Genomic DNA, 17,669 nt, shown 5'->3' with positions numbered 1-17,669 from the left:
TGTTAATGAAATACAATAAAGTATGGCTTGTACGCTAGAATTGGGTTGGATATACTGTTATAGTAATGTACCTTTATAGCGTTTTGTAAGCTTATTTGATAAATCTTAGAATGATTAACATCTAATTTTTATTCCATTATATGGCGTATGTCAATTGCAATGAGGCTGTTTAATTCAACGAAACAGCATGAACGAGGGAAGCTCAATTCAACAATATGAACAAAAGGGATACCCACGGAATTACTAAAACCAATTTATTGTGAGATTTTTTTTATTGATAGGGGTTAGTTTAATGTTTTCTCAATTGATAGCCAATAGTACTTGTGCTCAAGAGAAAAGCTTGAAACTAATTGTCAGGGATATGAAAATGCGCCCTTTGGAAGGGGTATTTGTTACGATCAATGAAACGATACAGGCAAATACGGATGCCAAAGGAAATGCGACAATCAATGATCCCGGTGAAATTACTGCCGTGGAAGCCATTAAGGAGAATATGGTGATGGTTTCCTATATCCGTAGGAGAGAAGGCTTACAGATCATGCTCAAGAAAGCAAAGAATACAGCGATCACAGGAATGCTGTCTCTTGCTAATGGGCGACCTGTATCTGGAGTGTTGGTCAGTGTAAAAAAAGCGAAGTTCGATTTCCAGACAGCTACGAATGCAGCAGGGAATTTTGACTTGATGTATCCCTTGGATGCTCCCTTATTAGGAACCACAGATTTTACAATTGAGGATCATAAAGTCCAAAATATAGAATGGATTGCAGAAGGCTCGAAAAAGACGTTTAGATTGATTGTAAAGGAAATCTCGGATTTTGATCGACTGGGAGTGCCTTTTGAAGCGTCTTTTCAGCAAGAGAACGGACAGCCTTTAGCGGATAAAGAAATCAAGTTTGGTGCCACCACCTACCAAACCAACGTGAGAGGGAGCTCAAGGATCGTAAGAAGAAGTCATCAGGATAAGTTTTCTATTGCAGGGAAAACCATCTTGTCAGTGAAAGAACAGCAAGGTGGAGTACTAGTGACTGTAGCCAATGAATTGGAGATCGAAGAAGTCATGCCTACTTCCTTATCCTCTTCATCACAACAGGTTCCTTCAGGTGAAGTAACAAAGAATCCAGAAGGAACTTTGGAAGCCTTAGGGTATGTGTCGGACACAACGGTAAGTTTACTGGAAAGAATTACTGATCAGATTGACAAGACCTCTGAAAACCTTCAACAGCGAAAAGATGAGGTAGACGATGCCATGAATCAGATCAAGCAAGAAATTGCTTTTATCACAGAGCAAATCAAGGAAACAGAGGATATCTCAGCACAGGAGAAACAGCAATACAAGACACAGATTACAGACTTGGAATTACAGCTGAATGATATGGCTGATAGTTTTCTTAAAAAACAAAAAGAAGCCAAATCCAATATCACTACACTTCAGCAATTGTTCATGAATGAAAAAGAGCGCTTGGAGGCAGAAGCCAAAAAGAAAGCCCAGGAACAAGCAAAACTGCAAGAAAAGTTATTGTATACGACAGCAGTGGCAGTTGTATTTGCCTTGGTATTATTGTTGGCGGCTTTCTTTGCGTATCGTTGGAAATTCAAGGAGAAAGAAGCGATACAGTTAGCCAGAGAGCTCAATATACAGGTAGAAGAAAAAGAGGCACAGCGCCAATTGATGGAGGAAGTAAAAGAGCAGTTGGAAGTGAACGTGGAGGAACTGGAAATCCGGGACCGTAAGATTACGGATAGCTTGCGTTATGCCAATACCATACAACAAGCCATTCTTCCTAATCAAGCACTGTTGGAGGAAGCCTATCCAGAGCTTCATGTACTCTATCGTCCAAAAGATATTGTCTCAGGGGATTTCTACTGGTTTAAGCGTTGGAATGAGCGTATCACTTACTTGGCCGTGGTGGATTGTACAGGGCATGGTGTACCGGGATCTTTCATGTCGATGATTGGAAATACACACTTGAATGAGATCATTAACAAACGATTAGCGGAGGAACCTAGTGACATATTGGAGATGCTAGATCATCGAATCTTCTTGTCCTTAAATCAAGCAGAGTCAGGAAACTCAGATGGTATGGACGTATGTCTTTGCCGTATTGAGTATACCCGTGAGGGACAGCTATTCCTGTCCTATGCAGGAGCAAAAAGACCATTGTATTACCGTACGCCTTATGGAGGTAATATTATTCAGAACATAAGTGGAGATAGAAGGTCGATAGGTGGCCCGAAACGGATCGGTAAAGAGAAAAAGCCATTTACCACTAAGAAAATTGAACTGGAAAAAGGAACAGAACTTTTCTTGACTACAGACGGCTTTGTAGACCAGTCCGGAGGAGGGAAAAGAAGGAAGTTTGGAACCAAACGATTCCTGGAAGAATTGGTCTCCTTGGAAGGACGCTCTATTCAAAGACAGATTGACTTGCTTGAGGAACGATTGGATATTTATAGATCCGGACAAGAGCAGCGAGATGATATCACTATCTTAGGTGTAAAACTTTAGTTTGTTGAATCGTTGATGTAATGAGCGTAACAACTAAACATCATGAACGAGCGAAGCTCAATTAAACAATATGAACAAGAATGAGTCATCCCATATTAACATTTAAGGGGTGACTCATATTTTTTGTTTAAAAAGTACCTTTATATATCTAAAAATGGCCTTGAAGAATTGCCGTTAAAATTTTTAATCGTAAAAGCGTTAAGAAAATTCCATTGTTTGAGCGTAGCGAGTTTGGAATTTTTAGCTTTTGCGATTAGAAATTAGGCAAATTCTTCAAAGCCTTGATTTTTTTGCTTCGTTTTTTCATCAAGGAAAAAATGAAGAAGCTCATAAAAGGCTTGTGGGATAGCTGTAAAGTGATGAATTCTCAGAAAACTAAGCCATTTATTAATATGGGATAATTCATGTTTTCAATGTATTTTCCTCTATAATTTTTATAACTGTGAATAAAAATTTAGATTAGCCTAAAAATAAATTAAACCTTTTATAGATGTCTATGGATGCATTCTGGATTATCCTTACAGGAACACTGGTAGCGGGAAGTTGTGCGTTGCCGGGAAGTTTTCTGATGTTGCGTAAGATGACCATGGTGGGAGATGCTATTTCCCATGCTGTACTCCCTGGAATTGTGATAGCCTTTTTGATATCGGGGAGTATCAATAGTATTCCCATGATGATAGGAGCAGCACTTTTTGGTGTGCTTGTGACAGTAATTATAGAGTTTCTAAGCAAGAAAAGCCATATGCAGGAAGATGCCGCCATCGGTGTTTCCTTTACGGCTTTATTTGCCTTGGGGGTAATCTTGATTTCGTCCATGGCAGGGATGGTAGACCTGGATCAGGATTGCGTACTGTATGGAGAAATCCAATATGTTCCCTTGGATATATGGGAATGGAATGGAATGGAGATGGGGCCTATAGCCACCACTTTATTGAGTATCAATTTCCTGTTGGTGTTGCTTTTTACCCTTATCGGGTTTAAAGGGTTGAAATTGACTAGCTTTGATCCGGTATATGCCGCAACGGTAGGGATTAGTGTATCCTTCTGGCAATATGCCTTAATGGGTATCGTATCCTTGACGACGGTATTTTCTTTTGAATATGTGGGGGCAATTATGGTAGTAGCATTCTTGGTAGGCCCATCTGCAGTGGCTTACTTATTGACAGATAAACTATCGCATATGCTTTGGATTGCAGTAGGGGTAGGCTTTCTATCGTCTTTTACTGGATACTATTTGGGGGTATGGCTAGATGCTTCTATTTCGGGAGCAATGTCTTCGGTGATTGGTATCTTTTTTATGCTGGCGTTTTTCTTTAGTCCAAAACACGGGTTTTTTAGGCAGCTAAAGATGAAAAATGGTTAATTATCAATTATCAATTTTAGCCTTTTAACAGCCATAAATACTCCTCATTGAAAATTGAAAATTAACAGATGAGTCATTGAAAATTAAAAATTAAAAATTGACACAAGAGCGAGTAATATTGGGTATAGATCCCGGGACCAACGTTATGGGGTATGGATTGATAGTTGCCAAAGGAAGTAAAATATCTCTATTACAGTATGGGGTAATTCACTTGTCCAAGTATGCGAACCATGCGTTGAAACTGAAGAAAATTCATGAGCGAATTACACAGCTAATTGAAGAGTACCATCCGGATGAAGTGGCCTTGGAAGCTCCTTTCTATGGGGTCAACGTACAGTCTATGCTTAAACTGGGACGGGCGCAAGGTGTGGCGATGGCAGCGGCATTGATTCGGGATATTCCGATTACAGAATACGCGCCTAAGAAGGTGAAGGCAGCAGTTACCGGAAATGGAAATGCGACCAAGGAACAGGTGGCACGTATGTTGATGAACTTGCTGAAGTTTAAAGTTGCGGAAAATGAAATGCTGGATGCAACTGATGCCCTAGGGGTAGCGGTGTGTCATGTTTTCCAGAAAGGAGATAATCGTAAGAAGGCTCAATCCTGGAGTAACTTTTTAACCGACAATCCAGATCGTTTGCATCGTACTTCCAAGAAGACGAAAAAGGATAATGAATAAGTTGTTCTTTAATAGATATTATTATTACAGAAAGAGTAATTCCGCCGCCTGAAAAGGGTTGAATTTTAATGATGAGTTCTTGGATTATCTATGGATTATTCCAGAATATTCTTTTACTTTAGGGCGGTTTTTGGAGTGGGTTGCTATTTTTTACCCCGAGTTAAATCATTTAATCAAAGCATATGTCTTATAATCTTTTAAAAGGAAAAAGAGGAATTATCACAGGCGCATTGAACGAGAGCTCTATTGCGTGGTTTGTCGCGGAGCGTGCAGTGGAAGAAGGAGCGGAAATCGTTTTGACTAACGCCCCAATCTCTTTGAGGATGGGTAAAATCAATGAGCTGGCAGAAAAGCTGAATACAATTGTAATTCCAGCAGATGCTACTTCTACAGACGATATTGAAAACCTATACACGAAGGCATCAGAGCACTTTGGAGGGGAGAAGATTGACTTCATCCTACACTCTATCGGTATGAGCCCGAACGTACGTAAAGGTAGAGAATACAATGACTTGAACTATGACTTCTTCCAGAAGTCTATCGATATTTCTGCACTTTCATTCCACAAAATGATGCAGGTAGCAGACAAAATGGATGTGTTGAACGAAGGTGCTTCTATCGTAGGCCTTTCATACATTGCCGCTCAGCGTGCATACCCTGACTATGGGGATATGTCTCAGGCGAAAGCAGTGTTGGAGTCAATCGCAAGAAGCTTCGGACAGAAACTAGGAGAGAAGAAAGGAGTTCGTGTAAACACGATTTCTCAATCCCCTACAGTAACAACAGCCGGACAAGGAATCACAGGTTTCGACGTATTTGTTGATTTTGCAGATATGTTGTCACCATTGGGTAACGCAAGTGCCCTGGAGTGTGCGGATTACGTAATTACGTTGTTCTCTGACCTGACAAGAAAAGTAACGATGCAGAACCTGTTCCACGATGGTGGGTTCTCTACAGCAGGTATCTCTCACGCAATGGTAGATCGTCTATCAAAGTAAGGAAGATTAATTCTGTATGATAAAGAAGGTAGTACTCGGAAGGGTGCTACCTTTTTTTTTGTGGGGTGGGTCATATGAATCCCAATCCTGTCCGTAGGGGCATTCCTGCAGGAATGCCCCTACGGACAGGATTGGGGGTAATATTGTAGGATCACCCGACGGGGGTGATCTTCTCTCGATGGGCACTGATCTATCGGTTTATCACGAACCTATGAATGGTAAATTGTTGGTATTTTGAATAAATGAACCGTATGGTTCGTGAGGCACGGTAAGTGAACGCACCCCGTCGGGTGCGTCTACAAATCAATAAAAACAATCATCATTCTAATTTTTGATATTCATTATTCACCTTTTAATAACTACTGTTCCTACGCAGACGATGGGTTGAAAGACCTGCAGTCCGCACCCATCGCTGTAATTGTTTATCCCATTACATGGCGTCCATAAATGGGATTTGACATTAGATTGAAAAGGATTTGTAGGACTATGCTCCTTACACCAATATGCTTGTATAAAAAATGGAAGGCTAGTAGATATAGCTAGCCTTCCATTGACATTGCTCATTCGGATATACTGTGTGTGAATGAGGCTTTTAATATAAAATTAAATTGAAGGTAATTCCTGAAAGAATTAATAGTGATAGCCCGAGCCAAAAAAATCGACTGGAATAACTTAATATCACTACTATAACCCTAAAGAGTTTAAGATATTTAATCAATCTTAAGTTATCATTATTATTATCTATAATGATTGAAACATCTTTACTCTTTGAATACTTACCATCTTCTCTTGTTAAAACACTTAGATTAAAATTGTACTTAATAATAAAACTAAGAATTAACCAAGCAATAACTAATGTGATATGCACTTGTATTAGTAGCACAAGTCCTTTTAAGATGTAAAAAAATATCATCCACGATTTTAATTAAATACACTTTTTAGATTCTTCTAAGACTTTGTGTTTTTGACCTATGTCTTATGTTAATCGAGTGATAGGCTACTTTAATGTATCTTTTAAACTGAAGCTTCCCTAATTCTTATTCTACTTACATCTTGCAATGCTCTTCCAACATCTTCTCTGCTTCAGGGTGCTTAAGCTCTAAGGCACGCTCAAAGTCCAGACAAGCCTTATGGTTATTGAACACTTCTACATGTAGGAGCCCTCTTTGGTAGTAAGTCTCTGCGTCCTCGTCATATAGGGCAATAGAGGTTGTGAAGTCCTCAATAGCTTCCTTCTTAAGATCCATATCCTTTTTCAGGTAAGCTCTGGCATCGTAATAATAAGCATTCTGGCTGTTGAGGTCCATCAGCTCATTGTAGGCTTTCATGGCCTTATCGAAGTCCCCGTTGAAGTGGTATGACCTTGCTAGTTCAAATTGTGCTTTTTCGTTATTTTCTTCCAGTTTCAAGATTTTTTTGAAGGATTTCACAGCCTCCCCATATTTTTCGAGCTCTTGTTGTAACTGTCCTACATTCGTGAGCATAGTGATATCTTTAGGATTCAGTTTATGGGCAGCCAAGAAGTTCTCATAGGCTTGCTCGTACTGCTCTAACTGATAGTAAGATATTCCTCTGTAATTGTATATGGTCGCATTCTCTCCCTCCATCTCAGCAGCTATGTCGTACTGCACAATTGCTTTTTCATATTCTTTTACCTGCGCTAAGGTAATACCGTAATCTCTATGGTACATGCCTACTGAGTCATGATGTTGCACCAGTGTTTTCATTACGTCACAAGCTTTCTGGAAGTCCTGTTTCTGCATGTGGATATAGGCAAGATTGGCAAGTGGTTGAGCGGCTGTGCTATCAACTTCTGCAGCAAGTTCGAAGTCTTTGATGGCTGCATCAATATCGCCCATCTTATGTTTGATAACTCCCCTGTGATTGATCGCATTCAAATAGTTAGGATTTAACTCCAGTGCTTTTTCAATATCGACCAATGCACCGTAAAGATCTCCATTTTGAAGTTTGGCTCCTGCTCGGTTGTCCAGGTAAACCCAATTGTTAGGCTTCAACTGAATTGCTCTATTGTAATAGGTGATCGCTTCTTCTGTCTTTCCTTCAGTAATCAAAGCATTGCCTTGGGCATTAAGGTCTTTATGTGAAGGGGTAGGACGTTGAGCCTTCTCTTGCTCCAAGGATTTAGGTACTTCAAATAAACTATAGTCGCTTAGTTCAATCTTTTTGAACTGAGTAAAAGAAAGGGTCATTTTTTGCTGACCAAGCATCACCATTCGAGTAGGTGCAAAATCAGCTTCCAGCTGCTGGTAATCATAGTACATCGTACTTTCACCTTCCAAAACCTTTCGGTAAGGTAGTTTGCTCTTTTTATCAAAGAAAAAGGTAAAAGGAGCATCCTCTTCATGCTCAAACAATAAGCGGTAAGTAGGGGTGCCATGCACCATAGCATTTCTTACAGAGGTGATTCTATACCCCTCTGCGAGCTTTTGTCTAATTTCATCACTTCCAAAGTGGATATTACTGAACTCATCGTCAGTGTCGTCACCTTCTTCAATAGGATTGACTTCTAATTTCTTATTTAGAGGGTTGTAACTCCATTTTTCTTTTTCATTTTGAACTTGAAGCATCTTGGCTCCCATGAGTTCAACTTCCATATACATGTATTTTCCGGCACCGGAAAAAGTAGTTTTAAAGGGAAGTTTCATGTTTTCTACTCCCATGGCGCCATCGATCATATAGAAGTCATCATCGGTATAGGTGGTTTGACTACGTGGGGCTAGTAGCTCATCGGTATTGATGTCAATTTCCTCTTGTTCTATGATGATTTCACCGAAGTATTCTTTCTGCTCCGCTACATACTTTTGAATAGTTGCGAGCTCCTCTTTGGAGAACTCCTTTTCTTTCTTGAGTATTAGCGTATGCCCATGTTTGAGGTCTTTTCCCGTTAGTTGCCCATCGGTATTAAGGGAAAATGAGAAGTTTCCCATTTCCATTAAGGCACCCTGAAGAAGGTGGTCTTCAGTAATAATCAATTCCTGTTCTTTGAGTTCTCCTGTAAAAGAAGTTTTACTATAATGATAATCAGGCCAAAGGATTGTTCCTTTCAGTTCCTTTGCTTTCTTGTCATAATCGGTTATGGAGAGCAACATTTGGTGCTGCCCATTGCCGGATGCCAACACAAAGTCTCCGTACCAGTTACCGGTTAATTTTTTAGGATTGATGTTTTCTTGGGAAACAGCTGTCGAGGTCAAAAAAAGTAAAAGCCCAATGCTGTTTAAAAAGTAAAAAATAGATTTTAGCATAAAAATGAGGTATTGATGATCGTAAAAAATGAAGCTATTAAGATAGTTAAAATTCTTTTTTTCTACCTACCTAAAGCCATGATACTTTCAAAGCTTATATAACACGTACGGCCGCGCCAGTGGCGCGGCCGTACTTTTATAGCGGCTATACTTTTATAAAGATTGCAAAAAGGCCATCGTATCTACTCCATCGGCATAGTCATCTACTTTGGGGTATTGGGCATCTCCAAAGTTATAGCTGCCTGCCAACCATTGTCCATCAGTAACAATACACTGGATTTTCTCTTTCTGAGTGTCCAGTATTTGCTTTAGCTCTGCCCCATTTTGATAGGTTTCATAGAATGTTACGGCAATAGGGGAGACTAGCTCAGAGGTTTCTCTCATCATTAGTCCGCCGTTATCCAAGTGGGGAACTTTGTTGACGAGATATACCGACTTATTATAGTCGTAATTGTTACTGTATTTATGATTTTGGATACAGTTCATTGCCGGTTTTTCCAATGCTCCTAGAAGTGGTTTAAGGTCATATCCTTCTGGAATGTAGATTTTGGAGATATTTCGACACCCCAAACCATAGTAACGAAGAATATCTTCTTGTAAACGACCTAGTGTTTCAGCGGATTCATCTCCTTTAATGACCGCGATAGAAGTCCTGTTTTTACGGATAATATTAGGATATTTCCCAAAATAGCTTTGAAAGTAACGGGCACTATTATCTGAGCCTGTAGCAATAACGCCATCTACTTGTTCTGCTTTTCCTTCCAGGAAGGTGATCTGAGAAGTAAAATCAGGAGCAATTTCTTGTAGTTCTCTCAAGATCCATTTCATCAGGAAAGTATCTTGGGAGCCAAGTTTAGCCAGTAATTTATGTCCACTTAATAGGGTGGTGAAAGCATCGTGGAATCCAACCAAGGGGATGTTTCCGGCCATGATCACCAGGATGTGTTTGTCGGTAAAGGTATTGGATAAGGTATATTTGTTCACCCATTCCTCAAGAGTAGATGCTTCTAGAATGACACTGATACCTTTCAAGGCTGCTTTTACGCTTTCTTCATCAAACCATCCATTTTCTGAAGATGCTCCTCTTACCAGGTAATCGATATCATAGGTTGGGAGAGTGGAAATTTTTTCTCCTAATGTCACAAATGCCTGTACTCTCTGTTCTAATGTCATAATGGCTTTATCTATAAGTATGATAGTTCTCCTATTTTTTGACAAAAATAAGGATTATACCCTAAACTGTTTTCTTTTTGGAAGGTTATAATCTAGAAACCTATACTAGGAGAGTCCTTATATTTAGGTTATTTCAAAAATAATTGTAAAAAGATTAAAACTATACAAAGTCTATAGGGTAATAATCTTATTTTTGTAATAAAACTGAGATAAGATATTTATCTTTCGAGACAGACAATGTATATTTGTCGGAACTGAAGCCGAACAAATTGAATTATTAAAAAAAAGAGAGTGAGTTATGGCGATTATTATCACTGATGAGTGTATCAACTGTGGCGCATGTGAGCCAGAGTGCCCAAATACGGCAATCTATGAACCGGGAGTAGAGTGGACATGGGCAGATGGTACTGCTTTGGATACAGTTGAGATGGAAGACGGCTCAAGTATTGATGGGCAGGCAGCTCAAGAGCCAGTATCGGATGAATTCTATTACATCGTACCTGATAAGTGTACGGAGTGTGTAGGTTTCCATGAAGAGCCACAATGTGCGGCAGTTTGTCCGGTGGACTGTTGTGTGGATGATCCTGACTATGTAGAGGAAGAAGATGAACTACTGGCAAAGAAAGCATGGTTACATGCTGAATAAGGCTTTTTCAGGTAAAAGGTAAAAAGTAATAGGTAAGAGGCGAAAAGTAAGAGGTAAAAAGACCTTTTACTTTTTACCTCTTACCTTTTATTTTTTATCAGAATGCCCGAGATTTTTTTCTGGAGCAATCACATCCCTCACCATCTGCTTGATCTCTTTAGGCTCAGGAAAGCGTCTTTCCTCCTTGAAAGAGAAGACCAACGTACCGTTGATCCAGATTTCATAGATTCCCCCTTGTACAGGAGTAAGCTGTACTTGTCCCAATTCCTGAGAGAATGTATTTAGCAGTTCTTGCGCCATCCAAGTGGCCCGAAAAAGCCATTGGCATAGCGTACAATATCGAATTTCAACAATTGCTTTTTCCATCTTATTCCTCTCCTTCCAAAATGCTGAGTAATCCTTTTTCGATATCTGCTACTTTGCGATAAAAACAAGACTCTCGGTGTGAGCCATCTTCTTTCTTAGTATGACAAGCACCAGTGCCCAGCATGCGGACCATCATCAGAATAGCATCCTGATCACAATCTACACGAATCTCAGTAACGGCTAGAAGATCTCCTGAGGTTTCTCCTTTGGTCCATAGTTCTTGGCGAGAAGTACTGTAGAAGGTGGCATATCCCGTTAGAATACTTTTCTTAATTGCCTCTTCATTCACATATCCTAGCATCAATACTTTTTGGGTGTCAATGTCTTGTACGATGGCAGGTAAGAGTCCTCCTCTTTTTTCAAAATCCAGCTTAAGTGGTTGTGTTATATGATTTTCCATAAGAAATAATTAGCATGACGCTAAGTGTTAGTTATTTTATTAAATCGTTTATTAGTTATATATCTTCATGAAGCTCTACCAAAAGTCCTTCTTCAGAGCTTAAAGAGATCATTAGATGATAAAATTCTTCATCCTCTTCTTCACTGTCTACGGTTATAATGAACTCGTCATTTAAGAAGTGCCCTCCAGCACCGCTTAGACGGATTTCTCGGATAGGTTTGTTGACAGCAGGTTTCCATAGCTCCATCTCGTTAACAATATAGCTACGGATCTCTACCTGCCCACTGAACTGTTTTTCAATCGCTTCTTTTTCTGTTCGTAAGTCAAAGTCTACCAGCTTAATACTATCGCTTTCCATACCCCCACTAAGGAATATTCTTTCTTGATTAGGAAAACGTAGTTCCAGCCAATCCAGGCTTTCGAAGAGTTCTCCTTTTTGAGCCACATTGGTCCATACATGATAAATCACATGCTCTATAGGGGTACCCTCTAAGCTTTTTAGGGTAGAGACTTCTTGTTCTGAAAAGTAATTACTCATTTGTTATTATTAATAATTAGAAAAGTACCTCTTTCTCTAAAAGAGAAAAGACGTACCCTGTGTTAAAGGTTTATCGGTTATCGCTTATTACGTGTAAGCGATAACCGATAACCAAAATATAAATCTGTAGACTTGACAAAAAAGCCTACGCTTAAAAGCTAACTTCACATGCAGGAATCGCTGCCTTTAAGTCTGCCGCACGGCTACTGCTCACTCTGCTGTTATAACATTTAATAGACTCCAATTGTGTCAGTTCATACAGGTATTTTAGTTTTTTGACATTGGTACTAGAACAATCCAGCTTCTTTAGATCCCTAAGGTTTTTTAAATCTTTTAAGGAACTAAGGTCGTTATTACCGGATACCCTTAGCTCTTCCAATGTATATAAGCTCGATACAAAATCCAGATCATCTATTCCACATTCTGAAACGTCCAATGTTTTGAGTTTTGGAAGTTGCGCGATAGGGGATAGGTCCTCTACGGACAATCGTCTACAGATAAGGCTTTCCAACTCCTTAAGTTGAGCAATCACTAAAATATCGGTTAGCTTTAGCTCTGTAAGGTTTAGCTTTCTGAGGTTAGGAAGCATCCCTAATGGATAAATATCTTTAAGGTTGGTGTACCCCAAGTCTAGGGAAGGAGTCATGCCTATTTGGTGTAGTTGTACGCTCGTAGGAGGAGTGTCTAAGCTGTACTTCTTTTGGAAAATGGCTTTCCATTCAGGTGAAAGTTTACTCCACCAATCTGTCAGGGCCTTTTCCCTGTATAATACCAGGCATTGTTCGTGACTAATGGCAAATTGCTCAGCTTGTTTTTCCACTACTTCAGTGCCCTCCAGGTTAAGTAGTTTAAGTTTTTGCAAGGTGACAAGAGGCATAATGTCGTATACCTTGGTATTGGAAACGTTAAGTTGCTCTAGTTCTGACATTACCCTTAGGCTCTGTAGGTCATCCACTAAAGTGTTGGAAACTTCTAGGATCTTCAAGTCCGTTAAGGTACGGATGCTTGAAAGGTCTTTGATTTGACTGTAGTTAGCTGTAATGGTTTCCAGAGAGTATAGACCTTCAATGCCTCTGAGGCTGCTAATTGAGGTACTGTCAATATGCAGTTCTTTTAGGTTGACAAGGTTACTTAAAGGCGCAAGACTTTGGATCTCCTTGTTGTTGGAGAGGTCTATACTAGAGAAATTAGCAATACGTTGTAAGGCTTCTTTCGTTAAAGAGTCTTGTAATGCTACGCCAGTGTTCTCTTGGTAAGTATCAGCAAATACTTTTACCCAGGGAGCTGATAAGTCATTCCACCATCTTCTTAATTGTTGGGAATCATAGATTACCAGCGTTTTAGGTTGTTGACGCATAAACTGAAGCGCCATACGGTTTCCGACATAGGTACCATCGCAATAAATACGCTCAAGGTCAGTAAGATTTTGCAAAGGCATTAGATCCTCTATAGAGGTATGGTCTGCAAATAGTTGCTTTAGATTCTTTAGAGCTTGAATAGGAAATAAGTCTTTTACTCCGGTACGGCTTATGTCCAGGCGTTCTAAAGAAGGAACCTTACCAACTTCGTTAAGTGTATTTACGGCAGTACCAGAAAGGTCTAATTCCTTTAGTACCGTTAGGCTACTAAGAGGACTAAGGTCATCTGCATTAACCTCAGAGATATTCAATTTCTGAAGGTTGATCAAGGCAGCAATAGGACTTAGATCGGTAGTTGGCGTGTAAGAAATATTAAGTTCTTCCAACTCTGACAAGTGTACTAAGGCTGATAGATCGTAAAGTAGGGTATTAGAAATATTCAAGGAAACCATGCTATTGCAGTATTGCAAAGGACTGAGGTCTCTTACTTGTGTATTGGAGCAATTGAGGTATTGCAAGTGCGTCAGGCTTCTTAAAGGAACCAAGTCTTTTACCGCTAGACCGTCAATGTTAAGCTTCTTCAGCTTACGCATTTTGCTAACGGGCTCTAAGTTTTCCAACTCCTTGTGAGTACTCAAGTCTAATTCTTCCTGAGAGCGTATCTCATCTATATAAGCAAAGAACTGCTCGGATAGAGGGAGCTGACTGCTGTCCTTGAGCAACAATAGCGTATCTTGAACGGCCAGGACATCTTGCATACTCACAGAGTCTTGTAAGTACTTCTCTTGCCCTAAAAAGTCTTTCCATACTTGGGGTAAGCCGTTCCACCAGTTCGCTTTTTCTTCTTCTTGCTTAAGCTTAGTGGTGTATAAGCTTACGATTTTTAGCTCCTCGGCATAGGGATCTAGGTTGATTTGAGCAAATCGATCCCTTGTATCTTCGATTGTTTCTCCTTCAATTGTTGTAGCATGTAGAATACGCTGCATATTGACGGTGAAGAACAATGTCCCCTCATCTGTCACTCCGTGGTTGATTTCCTCAACTCTGAACTCGAAGGTCGCGCTATCAAAGAAAAACTCTATATCTTTTAGATAGGCTTGAACATCTTTATTGGTAGGGACTTGGCGGTTAGGGTCCAAGTCATCTTCTATTTGTACTTCTTCATCCCTAAAAAGCTTTAGGTAGGTTTCGTTAATGATAATGCTTTTATCTGCAGCGATTTCTTCTGCTGACCCCAGGAAGTTAAAAGTCTCCTGAAGGTAAGTAATCATATAAGTGATTTCTTCTTTATATTCTTTGATCCGCTCGGCGGACTGCACATTTTCTTTTGGATTATCTTGTGCGAAAGTGGAAGTTCCTGCTAAAAAAATAAGAAGAACAGTTAAAAAGATTTGACCAAGTTTCATGTTCAATCAGTATAGTCTAAAGTGTCTTTGATGTATAGGGAAACGAGTATTTCTCAAGAGAAAATTTTCGTTCCGTTCACTAACTTGAAGTTACGAAAATAATGAAATTTCTTAGTAAGGTAATAAACCTTAATATGCCTGCTTTAGGATATAACGCAACATGACGTCCTTGTTGGCATCAGAAAGATCAGTAAGATTAGAGATCAACCAGCCTGAGTTGTAGTCATTTCGATTGAATTCTGTAATTTCAAAATACCACCCTTCAATTTGGAAGAAGTGGAATTTCACCTCACTAATATTATCAAATTTTAAGTTGTTGTTTTGAATCTCGTAGAAGAATAGCGTTAGGTAATCTGCTTTAAACTCCTTTTGTGCATAGTCCGGAAGGTTATCTTTATCATTGAGTGCCTTGATAAGGTTCATAAAGTCTAGCTCGTGACTCATAGGGTGCATAAATTTCTTCTCTGGTGCATTTTCCATCGCACGTACAAAAGGAGAGAAGTAGAGGTTGGATAAGACCCATTTATATCCTCCGTTATCTTCCTCTAGTTCCAAGAATAAGTTAATCTTCACAGGAGAACCTTTCCAGATAAAGTCTGCGACAACTTCTGCGAACCATTCATCTTCATGTGTTTCTATAAACTGGGGATTATTACTATCGAGTACACTCTCCATAAAACGCTCCTTGGTGCGGTTAGAGATTAGGTTGTTGCGACGGTCAAAGAGGGCTTTAAGGTACTTTTTTCGTTCGGCATTATTACGATACTCTTTAGAGGAAGGAGCGTATTTTTTGCCGGAAGGATCTTCTTCGTGATTGAATCGTCTGATAAACTGATTGACTTGTTTGGTCTCAGCATACATCATAGATTCATCTCCCATATAATGTTGGGTTTGGGTATAGGCAGTAGTGCAGAGTGTCAATAAAGGAAAGAGGAGGACAAAGAAGTTTTTCATAGAAGGTCTTTTATTTTAATATTCAAAAAGGTAAGGTGTTGAGGCTAATGTTTGTAAGAACGATAAACATAAGAACAGGAATTGTTCCATGTTGGCGTTTTGGGAGTGTAAAAGTGTAGAGTGTAAAGTATAAAGTAGATACACCACGTTACACTCTACACTCTACACTTTAAATTGGCTTACTTCTAAATCAGTATTCCAAGCAGACGTTTATCCTTTTCTGGTCTCTGCCACACGGATATCTCCTAGCAATACATCCCAGAAGCCGATAGTTTCCCCGTCAATCTGGATTTCTTTACGTTTTACATATACCGTAATATCCTTTTTTGTAGTGTCCTTATACGTCAGGCCATCTTCTGTGGTACCTTCGAAGCTTTGGTAAATGGTAATAACCCCTACATAAGTGCCGTCAGGCTGTCTTTCCAAATCAGAAATATATTGGATATCAAACCACTGAATTTTTACACTTTTATAGTTCAGTCGGTTGAGTGTCTCTAAATACTTACGAACCGTGTAATAACGGATTTTTTTACGGTTAAGAGAGGATACGCCAATTTGAGCCTCTTCGTTGAATAATTCCAGAGCACGTTCAATCACACGGTTGGCTTCAGAAAAAGAAGTTTCTTTATCTCCAATCTTAGTGATGTATTTACTAAGGTCATTGACTTTTTCCAATGCCAGAGAGTCAATAGCGGCTTTTCTTCCCGGAGGTAGTGTAGGGCCTTGAGCAAAGGCAGATGAATTGAAAAATGCCATTGAAAGGGCAAAAAGGATAATTGCATATTTTTTCATAACAAATGATATGTTAAAGTCTAGTGAAGTCTCTATTAAATAGTATAGCTAACCTGCTTTAGGTGAATGCTAAAGCTATCTACGGTCAATCGAAATTGATTACGAAAGGATCAGGTTTAGCTACGATAGAAAGTACCTGGGGTTAATACTGTACTTTTGTTACGATAAGCTTAGTGATTTTACCCGCTTCATCTTTCTTGAAAGATTTTACTTTGTAAGGGGATTTTTCAGTATCCTTCAATAGGTTAAGGTAGCGGATGATTGTGGTTGGCTCGTCATAATCCACTACACTGCCATCATTGTACACCTCAATCAGAACAGTCGCTTCAGGGGAGCTAAACAATGAAAGTGTTTCCGTAATCATTTTATTGGCAGAAGGAGTGTCTGCTGCTGTAGGGATACGGTCCATATAGTAGTAGATGTCTTTATTTTCCTTGCTCTCCATTTGCTCACGGATAGCCGCTCTACGTGCTTTTTCTGCTTCAATCTGGGCTAGTTCTGCCATACGCTTCTCAATCTCTACCGCCTCTTGGTCTAGTTTAGCTTCTTCTTTAGCGATCAAGCTTTTTAGTTCTTCATCTTTCAATTGAACATTTTCTATGTTCATCAACCCACCTTTGATCTGGTCTAATGCTTTGCGGTCTTCCTCCACCTCTTCAAGCGTTTTATTTTCTTTGGCTAAAAGTTCTTTTAATTGACTTTTACTTTTTTCAACCAATACAGTTTCATTGCGTAACTGCTCCTCGGCTAGTTTTTTCTTTTTACCACAGCTGCTGCTCGCTAAACCAATGCTAAGGATAGCGATAAAAAGTAGAAGTTGATTGGCTACGTGTTTCACCTTGTACATAATGAACTAGATTTATGGTTTTAAAAATGTTGGATATATTCTGTGAGTTCTCTCAAAACGGTAATATAAAAAGAAGACAACAATTTTAAGGCCTTGTACAAATACCTTATGCTAAATTTTCATAAAAAGAGGATGTTTTGGCCTTTTTTATGAATGTACTTGGTATTTGAATACTCTATGAGGGTAACAGTCTTTGTATTATTTAAAGTTTACTGAGAAAGGGATTCTTCCAGCTTTGTTGAATCCGTTACATAGTGTCTTGATTCGTGTTGAATTGTTTACTGGTCATTATTCAATCAACTCACCGAAGGTGAAATTCAACGAATCAATGATTCAACAATAATGAAAAAACCTCTGAAGAATCGTTCTTCAGAGGCTTG

14 protein-coding genes are annotated in these 17,669 nt (G+C 39.3%); 5 read left to right on the top strand and 9 right to left on the bottom strand.

The window, feature by feature from the left end; translation table 11 throughout:
- Nucleotides 1–259 precede the first annotated feature (259 nt).
- The 4 genes from ABD985_RS11000 (at nt 260) to ABD985_RS10985 (ending at nt 5,546) form a co-directional block, all read left to right on the top strand.
- Complete coding sequence (locus tag ABD985_RS11000; RefSeq protein WP_345371690.1) at nt 260–2,506, top strand: SpoIIE family protein phosphatase; 2,247 nt, start codon at nt 260–262, stop codon at nt 2,504–2,506.
- A 490-nt stretch (nt 2,507–2,996) separates the two neighbouring features.
- A complete protein-coding gene (locus ABD985_RS10995) occupies nt 2,997–3,869 on the top strand; it encodes a metal ABC transporter permease (protein ID WP_345371688.1) in 873 nt (290 codons plus the stop codon).
- 97 nt (nt 3,870–3,966) lie between these two features.
- Nucleotides 3,967–4,548 (top strand): crossover junction endodeoxyribonuclease RuvC, encoded by a 582-nt coding sequence (ruvC, locus tag ABD985_RS10990; protein WP_345371686.1) that lies wholly within the window; start codon nt 3,967–3,969, stop codon nt 4,546–4,548.
- Between the two features lie 182 nt (nt 4,549–4,730).
- Entirely contained in the window at nt 4,731–5,546 is an 816-nt protein-coding gene (locus tag ABD985_RS10985; RefSeq protein WP_345371684.1) for an enoyl-ACP reductase FabI, read from the top strand.
- Between the two features lie 1,046 nt (nt 5,547–6,592).
- On the opposite strand, the gene ABD985_RS10980 is transcribed toward ABD985_RS10985, so the two are convergent.
- Both ABD985_RS10980 and ABD985_RS10975 read right to left on the bottom strand, forming a co-directional pair.
- Nucleotides 6,593–8,809, bottom strand: coding sequence for a tetratricopeptide repeat protein (locus ABD985_RS10980; protein ID WP_345371682.1), 2,217 nt, complete (start codon nt 8,807–8,809; stop codon nt 6,593–6,595).
- 153 nt (nt 8,810–8,962) lie between these two features.
- Nucleotides 8,963–9,982, bottom strand: coding sequence for an acyl-CoA reductase (locus tag ABD985_RS10975; protein WP_345371681.1), 1,020 nt, complete (start codon nt 9,980–9,982; stop codon nt 8,963–8,965).
- Nucleotides 9,983–10,280: 298 nt separating this feature from the next.
- Between ABD985_RS10975 and ABD985_RS10970 the strand changes: the two genes are divergently transcribed.
- Nucleotides 10,281–10,628, top strand: coding sequence for a 4Fe-4S dicluster domain-containing protein (locus ABD985_RS10970; protein ID WP_345371679.1), 348 nt, complete (start codon nt 10,281–10,283; stop codon nt 10,626–10,628).
- A gap of 87 nt (nt 10,629–10,715) precedes the next feature.
- Here the strand turns inward: ABD985_RS10970 and ABD985_RS10965 are convergent, their stop codons facing one another.
- The 7 genes from ABD985_RS10965 to ABD985_RS10935 all read right to left on the bottom strand — a co-directional run bounded on the left by ABD985_RS10965 (nt 10,716) and on the right by ABD985_RS10935 (nt 17,289).
- Nucleotides 10,716–10,994, bottom strand: a complete 279-nt coding sequence (locus ABD985_RS10965) for an Rdx family protein (RefSeq protein WP_345371677.1) — start codon at nt 10,992–10,994, stop codon at nt 10,716–10,718.
- Nucleotide 10,995: 1 nt separating this feature from the next.
- Entirely contained in the window at nt 10,996–11,394 is a 399-nt protein-coding gene (gene hisI, locus ABD985_RS10960) for a phosphoribosyl-AMP cyclohydrolase (protein ID WP_345371675.1), read from the bottom strand.
- 55 nt (nt 11,395–11,449) lie between these two features.
- A complete protein-coding gene (locus tag ABD985_RS10955; protein ID WP_345371673.1) occupies nt 11,450–11,932 on the bottom strand; it encodes a hypothetical protein in 483 nt (160 codons plus the stop codon).
- A 151-nt stretch (nt 11,933–12,083) separates the two neighbouring features.
- Nucleotides 12,084–14,696, bottom strand: coding sequence for a leucine-rich repeat domain-containing protein (locus ABD985_RS10950; RefSeq protein WP_345371672.1), 2,613 nt, complete (start codon nt 14,694–14,696; stop codon nt 12,084–12,086).
- A gap of 129 nt (nt 14,697–14,825) precedes the next feature.
- Entirely contained in the window at nt 14,826–15,650 is an 825-nt protein-coding gene (locus tag ABD985_RS10945) for a hypothetical protein (protein WP_345371670.1), read from the bottom strand.
- Between the two features lie 210 nt (nt 15,651–15,860).
- On the bottom strand, nt 15,861–16,442 hold the full coding sequence (locus tag ABD985_RS10940) for a hypothetical protein (protein ID WP_345371669.1): 582 nt from the start codon (nt 16,440–16,442) through the stop codon (nt 15,861–15,863).
- A 142-nt stretch (nt 16,443–16,584) separates the two neighbouring features.
- Nucleotides 16,585–17,289 carry a hypothetical protein gene (locus ABD985_RS10935; RefSeq protein ID WP_345371667.1) on the bottom strand — a complete coding sequence of 235 codons (705 nt, stop codon included), beginning with the start codon at nt 17,287–17,289 and terminating at the stop codon, nt 16,585–16,587.
- Nucleotides 17,290–17,669: the final 380 nt, after the last annotated feature.

Origin of the sequence: Algivirga pacifica (genome assembly GCF_039543525.1) — a bacterium.
Taxonomy (GTDB): Bacteria; Bacteroidota; Bacteroidia; order Cytophagales; family Flammeovirgaceae; genus Algivirga; species Algivirga pacifica.
This window is presented reverse-complemented; position numbering and strand designations above follow the sequence as displayed.

Coding starts and splice junctions, on each gene's coding strand:
- ABD985_RS10995 (WP_345371688.1), top strand. CDS start 2,997: ATGTCTATGGATGCATTCTGGATTATCCTTACAGGAACACTGGTAGCG.
- ABD985_RS10985 (WP_345371684.1), top strand. CDS start 4,731: ATGTCTTATAATCTTTTAAAAGGAAAAAGAGGAATTATCACAGGCGCA.
- ABD985_RS10980 (WP_345371682.1), bottom strand. CDS start 8,809: ATGCTAAAATCTATTTTTTACTTTTTAAACAGCATTGGGCTTTTACTT.
- ABD985_RS10975 (WP_345371681.1), bottom strand. CDS start 9,982: ATGACATTAGAACAGAGAGTACAGGCATTTGTGACATTAGGAGAAAAA.
- ABD985_RS10970 (WP_345371679.1), top strand. CDS start 10,281: ATGGCGATTATTATCACTGATGAGTGTATCAACTGTGGCGCATGTGAG.
- ABD985_RS10965 (WP_345371677.1), bottom strand. CDS start 10,994: ATGGAAAAAGCAATTGTTGAAATTCGATATTGTACGCTATGCCAATGG.
- hisI (WP_345371675.1), bottom strand. CDS start 11,394: ATGGAAAATCATATAACACAACCACTTAAGCTGGATTTTGAAAAAAGA.
- ABD985_RS10955 (WP_345371673.1), bottom strand. CDS start 11,932: ATGAGTAATTACTTTTCAGAACAAGAAGTCTCTACCCTAAAAAGCTTA.
- ABD985_RS10950 (WP_345371672.1), bottom strand. CDS start 14,696: ATGAAACTTGGTCAAATCTTTTTAACTGTTCTTCTTATTTTTTTAGCA.
- ABD985_RS10945 (WP_345371670.1), bottom strand. CDS start 15,650: ATGAAAAACTTCTTTGTCCTCCTCTTTCCTTTATTGACACTCTGCACT.
- ABD985_RS10940 (WP_345371669.1), bottom strand. CDS start 16,442: ATGAAAAAATATGCAATTATCCTTTTTGCCCTTTCAATGGCATTTTTC.
- ABD985_RS10935 (WP_345371667.1), bottom strand. CDS start 17,289: ATGTACAAGGTGAAACACGTAGCCAATCAACTTCTACTTTTTATCGCT.